Origin of the sequence: Microbacterium sp. NPDC097977 (assembly GCF_040302605.1) — a bacterium.
In the GTDB taxonomy this organism is placed as follows: domain Bacteria; phylum Actinomycetota; class Actinomycetes; order Actinomycetales; family Microbacteriaceae; genus Microbacterium.
On sequence record NZ_JBEOUR010000114.1, the window covers coordinates 1 to 6,469 of the forward strand.

A 6,469-nucleotide genomic window follows, 5' to 3' on the forward strand; every position below is an offset into this window, starting at 1 on the left:
CTCGGGAGGAGCGCCCACGCCGCGGCATCCTGGGCTGGTTGCGGGGAGAGCGCTCGTAGCGCGCGATCGCGAGCGCAAGCGTCGCGGCCGCACCCCGAGTGGGTGCGGGGCGATCAGATCGCGTCGCGGGGGTCCGTCAGGTCGCGGCCTGCGACCTCGGGCATCCAGATCGAGGCGATGAGCGCGCTCAGGGTGAAGATGAACAGCATGATGATGATCGGGATGAACGAGCCGGTGGCGGCCGACACCCATGCGGCGGCGATGACGGGGCCTGCGCCGGTCGCGACGATGGCGGCGATCTCGCGTGCCATGGCCGTGAACGTGTACCGGTTGCGCGCACCGAACAGCTCGGGGAGCGTCAGGTTCTCGAGCGAGGCGAAGCTCATCACCGCGAGGTTGTGCAGCACGACGTAGCCGATGAAGACCTGCAGCGTGACACCGCTGCTGATCATGAGCATCGTCGGGACGATGACGATGAGTGCGATGACCGCCCAGATCATGTACATGCGCTTGCGGCCGAACCTGTCGCCGAGCCAGCCCGAGAGCGGGACGGTGATGAAGGCGACGAGCGACGAGACGATCACGGCGTTGACGCCGATCGAGCGGTCGAGCAGCAGCACGACGGTGATGTAGCTGATCAGGTAGGTCTGGATCATGCCCGAGTTGCCGGCCTGGCCGAAACGCAGCAGGAGGGCGATCGAGAACGCCTTCCAGGGCTTGCGCTCCATCGCCTCGAGGGTGCGCACGTCACCGGTCTCGGTGGCGAGCTTGATCGTGTCCTCCTTGGAGAGGGCCTTGCCGTCGACGACGTCCTCGCGCTCCTCGAAGACCGGGGTCTCCTTGAGGTTGAAGCGCACCCAGATGGCGAAGAGCATGATGACCGCGCTGCCGATGAACGGGATGCGCCATGCCCAGTCGATGACTTCCTGCTCGCTGTAGGCGACGAGCAGGATCGCCCAGATGCCCGAGGCGAGCAGCGTGCCGCAGTTCGTGCCCAGTGCGACGAGCGAGGCGATGATGCCGCGGCGCTTCGCCGGTGCGTACTCGGCGAGCATGACGCCCGCGCCCGAGATCTCGGCACCCGCACCGAAGCCCTGCGCGATGCGCAGCAGCACGAGGAGGATCGGCGCGAGCACACCCACCTGGTTGTACGTGGGCAGGAAGCCGATCAGGGTGGTCGCGAGACCCATCAGCAGGATCGTGTAGAACAGCACCTTCGTGCGGCCGGTCTTGTCGCCGAGACGGGCGAAGAAGAACGCGCCGACGGGACGCGCGACGTAGCCGACGCCGTAGGTGGCCATCGCGGCGACGACCGCGACCGCGGGGTTCTCGGACGAGAAGAACAGGTCGGCGAACACGAGCGCGGCGGCCAGCGAGTAGAGCTGGTAGTCCATGAACTCGAGGGCGGTGCCGAGCCATCCGGAGATGGCTGCGCGCACGAGGTCGCGCACCGACCTCTTCTCGGCGGGATCGACGGCCGGGGCCGTCGTCGGGGCTTCTGACATGGGAGGTACTCCTTCGGACCGGGAACAGGTGGGGTGCGCGGGGGCGCGGAGGGGTGTGGCTAGAGGGACAGCAGGACCTTCGCCGAGGCGGACGAGTCGCGAGCGAGCTCGAGGGCCTCGACGGCGTCGGATGCCGGGATGACGTGGGAGATGACGGAGTCGAGCGCGTCGGACTCGGCGAGCAGGGCGATCGCATCGTCGATCTCGGTGGAGAAGCGGAACGCACCGCGGATCGTGAGCTCCTTGGCGAGCATCGGGGCGAGGTTCACTCCGATGTCGGCGTTGGGCAGCATCCCGACCTGCACGATGGTGCCGGCGCGGCGGGCCGCGCGGACGGCCGAGGAGAGCGCGACTCCGACGCCGGAGCACTCGAAGACGACGTCGTACGACTCGTTCTCGATCGTGTCGCGGCCGACGAGCGAGACCTCGGTCGCGCCGAGTGCCTGCGCGCGGTCGAGGGGCTCGGAGCGGACATCGCTGGCGCCCACGACGGATGCTCCGGCGTTGACCGCGGCGGCCACGACGAGCAGGCCGATGGGGCCGGCCCCGATCACGAGCACGCGCATGCCGGTGATGTCACCGGCGAGGCTCACGGCGTGGATCGCGACGGCCAGCGGCTCGGCGAGGGCTGCACGCTCGAGCGGAAGGGAGGCCGGCAGCACGCGGATCATGTGGTCTTCGACGATCAGGAGCTCGGATGCTCCGCCCTGACGGTGCGGGTCCGCCGCGGCGCTGCCGAGGTAGTCGCCCCCGGAGCGCAGGTGCGGACGGTTCTCGAGGCCCCGGACCTCGGGTCCGTAGCGGGCGGGGTGCACGGTCACCGGTGTGCCGGGTGCGAGGCGCCCGGACGGGTCGAGGTCGACGACGCCGGAGAGCTCGTGACCGGGGGTCAGGGGCTCGCGGATCGTGTACTCGCCGTTGGCGCCGTGGAAGTAGTAGTGCAGGTCGGACCCGCAGATGCCGACGTAGTTCACGCGGAGGCGCACCTCGCCCTCACCGGGGGTCGGGACCTCGCGGTCCTCCCAGCGGATGTCTTCCTTGCCGTGGATGGCGAGAGACTTCATGGCTGCAGCTCCTCTGCGCTGATGAGTGATGATGCGGTGGTCCGGGATGCCGAGACGGCATCCGCGATCGCGACGTCGACGCCGCGTCGCCGGATGATGTCGACGAGCTCGCCGACGCGGGCGATGAACGCATCCTGAGATCCGAGTCCATCACCGAACAGGTGCAGGTCGCCGATCACGCGCTGCGCGAGCTCACGACCGGTGCGGGCGCTCGCCGCGAATCCGGCGAGGCGCTCGCGGGCGCCGTCGGTCATCGCGGCGGCGTGCAGGCCGGGGTCGAACCCGGGCAGCGGAGCGATGCACGAGAGGTAGCCGGCGACCGTCAGAGCGATCAGGTGCGGCATCTCGCCCTTGCCGAGCGCGAGCAGTGCCGGCTCGGGGATGCGCTGACGCAGCTTGACCGAGCCGTCGGTGCCGACCTGGCTGGTGCGGTGGCCCAGCGCGCTGTTGGCCCAGCGCTCGAACAGCTCGCTCTCGTACGCACGGATGTCGACGCCGGAGGGCACCTCGATCGAGGGCTCGTACTCGTCACGCAGCACGGCGCGCGCGGCGCTCTCGATGCCGTCGAGTCCGATCGCCTCGGGGATCGTGGCCGCTCCGCTCAGAGCACCGAGGTAGGCGATGAGGGAGTGCGTGCCGTTGAGCAGCCGCACCTTCATCTGCTCGTAGCGTCCGACCTCGTCGGTGAAGACGGCGCCGCCGGCCTCCCACGCGGGGCGGCCGCCGGCGAAGCGGTCTTCGATCGCCCACATCGTGAACGGCTCGGCGGGCACGGGGATCTCGTCGCGGGCGCCGAGCAGGGTGCTGACGCGGGTGCGCAGCTCGGGGGTGGTCGACGGCACGATGCGGTCGACCATGCTGGAGGGGAACGTCACGGCGCGGTCGAGGAACGCGAGTGCGTCGTAGCCCTCGGAGCCGGGCAGTTCGGTGAGGAACTCGCGGACGAGCTTCTCGGTGTGCGCGCCGTTGGCCGACAGGTTGTCGCAGCTGAGGATCGAGATCGGTGCTCCGCCGGCCGCGGCACGCGCCTGCAGCCCGCGGGCCAGCTGGCCGATGGTCGAACGGGGGGCACCGCCGCGGAGGTCGGCGCGCACGGTGTCGTCGTCGAGGTCGAGCGCCTGCGACGCGGGGGAGTAGCTGTAGCCCTTCTCGGTCACCGTCAGCGTCACGATGCGGATGCCGTCGTCGGCGATCTGCGCGACGACGCGTTCGGGCTGCTCCGCGCCGACGAAGGCATCGGTGTGCACGCCGGGGATGCTCAGGGAGGTGCTGCCGGGCGAGATGGTGGCCACCGAGTAGAGCATGTCCTGGGCGTGCATCGCGTCGACGATGGAGCGGGAACGCGAGGCGACGCCGATGATCCCCCAGTCGCCGCCGGCGGACTGCAGGGCGGCTGCCGTGTAGACGGCCTGGTGCGCACGGTGGAAGCTTCCGAGTCCGAGGTGCAGGATGCCGGCAGCCGAGGGGGCGGCTCCGGGGGTGGCGCTCGCGGGGGTGGTGCGGCGCAGGACCGGTGTGTCGTCGCTCACGCGGTGGCTCCTTCGCTCGGGGCCGCGCACCGCTGAGGGTGATCGGCGTTGATCGTCATGAAAATCAGTGTGCATTGTTTGTACAAACTTGTCAACCGGTTTTACATCGGGAGGGGGGATCGTAGGATTGCCTGCGAGGGTGGGAGGTCGACATGGCGGCGACGCTGACGGATGTGGCACGGCGCGCAGGCGTGTCGATCGCCACCGCCTCCCGCGCCTTCGGAGAGCCGGATCGCCTCGCCCCGAACACGCTCGGCCGCGTTCTCGAGGCTGCGGGTGAACTCGGGTACGCCGCGTCGCAGCAGGCCACCGCGACCCGCACCTTCGGGGTCGTCGTTCCCGACGTCGCCAACCCCGTCTACGCCACTCTCCTCAAGGCCGTGCAGGGCCAGGCCTGGCACGGGCGTCACCGCATCGTGCTGTTCGACGCCGACGAGGACCTGCGTCGCGAGCGCGAGCAGATCGAGCAGGCGCGCAAGCTCGACGGCATGCTGCTATGCAGTCCGCGTCTGCCCGACGCCGATGTGCTCGAGCTCGTCGGCGACACCCCGTACGTCATCGTCAACCGTCAGATCGACGGCGCGCCCTGCGTGCTCATGGACACCGAGCACGGCCCGGCGCAGGCCATCGAGCATCTCGCGGCCCTGGGTCACACGCACATCGCCTACGCCGCGGGACCCCGCGGGTCCTGGGCGGATGCGCGCCGAGCCGACACGGTGGCCCGTGCGTGCGAGCGCCACGGGATCCTCCTCACCGGACTCAGCCATCACGCCGCGTCGATCCAGGGAGGCCGGGCCGCCGCTGCCCCGGCCGCCGCCAGCGGAGCCACGGCCGTGATCGCCTACAACGACCTCGTGGCTCTCGGACTCGAGGCGGGGCTGCTCGAACTCGGCAAGCGCTGCCCCGCCGACATCAGCATCGTCGGCATCGACGACATCGACCTCGCGGGCGCGGTCACCCCCGCGCTCACCACGGTGCGGATGCCGATCGAGCGCAGCGGCGCACTCGCGGTCGACCTGCTGCTGCAGGCCATGAACGGCACCGCGATCGACGACGTCGTGACTCTCGGGTCTCAGCTGATCGTGCGCGCGTCGACGGCTGCTCCCGCCGCCTGAGGGGGGTGCGTCCTCGCGACGACGCCTGGAGAATACGAGTCGGCGACTATCGGGTTCTCTACGAGGTCATCGATGAGCAGGTGCTCGTGACGGTCGTCCGTGTCGCGCATCGACGCGCCGTCTACGACATCTGAGGTCCGCGACACACCGGGTGTCAGCGGAGGATCCCCTTCTGGCGCGCCGCCGAGACCGCGGCGGTGCGTGAGCTGACATCGAGCTTCGAGAAGATGTGCGCGAGATGCGACTTCACGGTCCGCTCGCTTACGAAGAGCAGGTCAGCCACCTCGCTGTTCGAGCGCCCGGCGGCGACGAGTTCGAGCACCTCGATCTCTCGGCTGCTGAGGCTGACATGGGGTGCGCGCATGCGATCCAGCAGACGGGAGGCGATCACCGGAGCGAGCGCGCTCTCTCCGGCGGCCGCTGCGCGCACGGCGGCGGTCAGCTCGTGCGGCGGCGCGTCCTTCAGCAGGTAGCCGCTCGCGCCGGCCTCGACGGCGCCGAGGATGTCGGCATCCGAGTCGTAGTTCGTGAGCACGAGCACGTAGGGCGGAGCCTCGAGCGCACGGATGCGTCGGGTCGCGTCCACACCCGTGGTCGGGGACTGGGCGCCGAACTGCAGGTCCATCAGCACCACGTCGGGATTCTCGCGCTCGGCGCAGGTCACGGCCTCTTCGGGTGTGCCTGCCTCGGCGACCACCTCGAGATCCGCTTCGAGACTGAACAGGGCGGCGAGGCCCGCCCGCACGATGGGGTGATCGTCGGCGATGACGAGGCGGATCATGCGAACTCCGTCAGGGGCAGATCGACGGTGAGTGTCGTTCCTCGACCCGACGCGGTGTCGATATCGAGCCGTCCCCCCAGCTGATGCACTCGCTCGGCGGTGGCGCGCAGGCCGAAGGAGTCCGACTTCCCGGCGGTCCCTGGTTCAGGAAGCTCCGCGTCGAAACCGGTGCCGTCGTCCTCGACGGTGAAACGGAGGGTGTCGCCCTCGATGCCGATGGTGACCGTCGCCGTGGTCGCGTGGGCGTGCTGGAGGACGTTGGCGATCGCACCCTGCGTGATGCGCAGCAGTGCCGTCTGCAGGTGCATGGGTAGGACGACGGTATCGGAGACCCGCACCTGCACGTCGAGTCCCTGCGTCGCCCACTGCGTGCGCGCCAGCCGACGCAGCGCCCCACCGAGGGTCTGATCGTCGAGCTGGGGAGGTGTCAGCTCGCGAATGAATCGCCGCGCCTCGATGAGATTCGCGGCGGCGG

Annotated in this window: 7 protein-coding genes; 2 read left to right on the forward strand and 5 right to left on the reverse strand. The window is 69.9% G+C overall.

What is annotated here, in order from left to right:
• Positions 1-113 precede the first annotated feature (113 nt).
• The 3 genes from ABTZ43_RS16575 to ABTZ43_RS16585 are packed head-to-tail and all read right to left on the reverse strand — an operon-like array spanning position 114 to position 4,098.
• Positions 114-1,505 carry an MFS transporter gene (locus tag ABTZ43_RS16575; RefSeq protein WP_253385095.1) on the reverse strand — a complete coding sequence of 464 codons (1,392 nt, stop codon included), beginning with the start codon at positions 1,503-1,505 and terminating at the stop codon, positions 114-116.
• A 59-nt stretch (positions 1,506-1,564) separates the two neighbouring features.
• Positions 1,565-2,569: an L-idonate 5-dehydrogenase gene (locus ABTZ43_RS16580; protein WP_350539567.1), complete on the reverse strand. Its 1,005-nt coding sequence runs from the start codon at positions 2,567-2,569 to the stop codon at positions 1,565-1,567.
• On the reverse strand, positions 2,566-4,098 hold the full coding sequence (locus tag ABTZ43_RS16585; RefSeq protein WP_350539568.1) for a mannitol dehydrogenase family protein: 1,533 nt from the start codon (positions 4,096-4,098) through the stop codon (positions 2,566-2,568). The genes ABTZ43_RS16580 and ABTZ43_RS16585 overlap by 4 nt, the downstream gene beginning before the upstream one ends.
• Before the next feature lie 152 nt (positions 4,099-4,250).
• On the opposite strand from ABTZ43_RS16585, the gene ABTZ43_RS16590 reads away from it, so the two are divergent.
• On the forward strand, positions 4,251-5,213 hold the full coding sequence (locus ABTZ43_RS16590; protein ID WP_350539569.1) for a LacI family DNA-binding transcriptional regulator: 963 nt from the start codon (positions 4,251-4,253) through the stop codon (positions 5,211-5,213).
• A 5-nt stretch (positions 5,214-5,218) separates the two neighbouring features.
• Complete coding sequence (locus tag ABTZ43_RS16595; RefSeq protein ID WP_350539570.1) at positions 5,219-5,347, forward strand: type II toxin-antitoxin system RelE family toxin; 129 nt, start codon at positions 5,219-5,221, stop codon at positions 5,345-5,347.
• 20 nt (positions 5,348-5,367) lie between these two features.
• On the opposite strand, the gene ABTZ43_RS16600 is transcribed toward ABTZ43_RS16595, so the two are convergent.
• Together ABTZ43_RS16600 and ABTZ43_RS16605 are read right to left on the reverse strand one after the other, a co-directional pair.
• Positions 5,368-5,994, reverse strand: coding sequence for a response regulator transcription factor (locus ABTZ43_RS16600; RefSeq protein ID WP_350539571.1), 627 nt, complete (start codon positions 5,992-5,994; stop codon positions 5,368-5,370).
• The coding region (locus ABTZ43_RS16605; protein ID WP_350539572.1) for a sensor histidine kinase at positions 5,991-6,469 on the reverse strand (479 nt) is incomplete at its 5' end. The genes ABTZ43_RS16605 and ABTZ43_RS16600, both read right to left, overlap by 4 nt.

Bases quoted from the DNA above. Each gene is read 5' to 3' on its own strand.
- ABTZ43_RS16600 (WP_350539571.1), bottom strand. From the start codon at position 5,994: ATGATCCGCCTCGTCATCGCCGACGATCACCCCATCGTGCGGGCGGGC.
- ABTZ43_RS16575 (WP_253385095.1), bottom strand. From the start codon at position 1,505: ATGTCAGAAGCCCCGACGACGGCCCCGGCCGTCGATCCCGCCGAGAAG.
- ABTZ43_RS16590 (WP_350539569.1), top strand. From the start codon at position 4,251: ATGGCGGCGACGCTGACGGATGTGGCACGGCGCGCAGGCGTGTCGATC.
- ABTZ43_RS16580 (WP_350539567.1), bottom strand. From the start codon at position 2,569: ATGAAGTCTCTCGCCATCCACGGCAAGGAAGACATCCGCTGGGAGGAC.